The 2,140-nt window shown below is 64.8% G+C and carries 2 protein-coding genes; both read left to right on the top strand.

Annotation, left to right across the window (positions count from 1 at the left end; all coding sequences use genetic code 11):
* Window positions 1-181: 181 nt before the first annotated feature.
* Window positions 182-1,453, top strand: coding sequence for a hypothetical protein (locus ABFX45_RS46080; protein WP_346137409.1), 1,272 nt, complete (start codon window positions 182-184; stop codon window positions 1,451-1,453).
* 405 nt (window positions 1,454-1,858) lie between these two features.
* Window positions 1,859-2,140 (top strand): hypothetical protein (locus tag ABFX45_RS46075; protein ID WP_346137408.1); only part of this gene is annotated, 282 nt, incomplete at its 3' end.

Below are 2,140 nucleotides of genomic sequence, written 5' to 3'. Positions count from 1 at the left end.
GGCGCTGGCGCGCCCTGCGGCACTTCACCACCAGCCCACGCAAGATCGGCCACATCGTCAAAGCCGCACTCGTACTCACCCATTTCGAGTACGGACGGCTCACCTGAAACTCGTTGAGATCACGTCAGTACGATCAGAAAACATGGCGAGGTACTTGATCGCGATTTTCACAGCGATTTCGATGTTGCTTTCGTCGGCCGTTCCTTCGGTGGCCGAAGAGCGGTCTTTCGAGTCGATAGCACACCTTCTGCGCGTCGACTCCGACGATCCGCCTCTGGAGAACGTGCTGCCTGGCGTCCTCAAGGCCACGGACGAGGAGGTCCTCTCCGAGGCCGAGGAGGCGTGCGAGAAGGGCGAGCTGCCGCAGACCCCGTGTGCCATGTCGGTGGGCCAGGTCGAGCGCTTGCTGCCGGACATGAAGAAGCAGGTCGCCGAGATGGCAGACCTGGTGGAGAAGAGCCCGGAGGCGAGGGCGCTCGGACCGGGGCCGCGCAGCGCGCCGGACGTGGGGAAGATTCTCGCGGGAGTCGCCAAGCTGAGCAAGAACGCGAGCATGCAGAAGCTCTCCGACCGAGCCGGGGAGTTCGCGGACTGGGCATCACGAACGGTGACGACGGCGGGTGCGCTGACCGAGAACACGGCGGAGGAGTACGCCAAAGCCGTGATCTCGATCGCGGCGAGCTTCGTGCCGCCGCTCGGCGACCTGTGGTCGCTGGCCGACGCCGTGGCGAACGGCAACGTCGAACAGGGTGTCGTCGCCGTGGTCGGTCTCGCCGCCACCGCGATCGGCATGGTCTTCCCTCCTGCGGGTGCGATCATCGCCGCTGGTCTCGCGATCTACAGCGTCGGCAAGTTCCTCTACAACTACTTCATGGTCAAGGAACGGGACTGGATCGACGACCCGCCGGGCACGGTGGAGGAACTCTTCGAGTCCGGCGCACAGCTGACGTGGACCGAGCAGCAGGTGGGCGAGGCTGGCAAGGCGAACCTGGTGCTGGACCGCGACGAGTTCATCGCCACGCAGACTCTGCTGCTGAACTCGACGTGGACCAGGTACAACGCGGCCCGTCAGCCGGTGAAGTACACATTCACTCCGGGCGAGGACCTCTTCGTGAGCTGGTCGAATCTGCCTGCCGTCGGTGAGGCTGTGGTGATCTTGTGGCAGGACGGCAAAGCGCAGACGTCCACGTGCAAGGTGGCAAGCGGCGGCAACGAGTCCGTAGTCGCCTGCCGGAGCCTGACCGGTCCGGTCAGCATCTCCCTCGGGCACAGCGCGGTGATGGAGGTGAAGTACATCTTCAAGGATTACGACGCCATCCTGAAGTTCTGTCCCAAGCGGCCGTGCGTGGTGCATGGTCGCAGCGGGTCCACCTGGAACCGTGTCCTGTCCGAGGACAAGGAGACGGTCACGGTTCCGCTGCCGTTCTCGATCGGTGTTCAGGGTGATGCATAAAGTCGTTCTCCCAGGCCAGCTGTAGTGTGAGTGATGTTCTGCTGATCCGGTGCTGGTGGCAATCTGTGGGGATTGGTGGTGTGAAGCGGCGCCGAGAGCGATGACACCGGGTAGCCGCTTGTGGTGATGGTGTGTGGTTGCCGGGCGGGGATGCGCCCAGGTGAGCTTGCCCCAGCGGCATTTGGTCCATGCGGCTGTGATGATCAGCAAGCCTGCGGTCCCGCAGCCGAGTGCGGCGGCTTGTCTAGATCCGCTTTCCGCACATGGGTGCGAGTAATCTGATCAGGCAGCCCGGCGGCTGCCTAATCGTGAGGTTCTGTCATGTTGTCCGGTCGTGGATCAACGGGGACGACAGGCTCGGTATGTCGCGGCGAGCCTGGAGAAGACGCTGGGCGCGTTGCGGTGGTGGCCGATTACCGCCGCCGTCTGGACCTGGCCGGGATCATCGACCGGGCCTGCCCGTGCAAGCTGGTCGTGGAGGCGGACTTCCAGTCACGCGGCTTCGGCCCGCTCTCCGGCACCCCGACGCCATACCCGGAGATCCCCGGCTCGTGCGGCTTCATCTTCGGCAAGGGGGCGCCCGACGACCTCGTCGTCATCACGGGCGTGCTCGACACCGGGTACGAGTCGGAGAAGGCGAAGAACCCCGGCGGCCACGAGGGCCTGATCGAGGGCCACACGACCTAC

The sequence above is a fragment of the Lentzea roselyniae genome, from assembly GCF_039537795.1.
In the GTDB taxonomy this organism is placed as follows: Bacteria; Actinomycetota; Actinomycetes; order Mycobacteriales; family Pseudonocardiaceae; genus Lentzea; species Lentzea atacamensis.
The sequence above is the reverse complement of the archived record's forward strand: the minus strand, read 5'-3'. Positions and strand labels throughout refer to the sequence as shown.

What these genes read in the sequence shown, in the direction of transcription:
- ABFX45_RS46080 (WP_346137409.1), top strand. Translation starts at nt 182, where the DNA reads ATGTTGCTTTCGTCGGCCGTTCCTTCGGTGGCCGAAGAGCGGTCTTTC.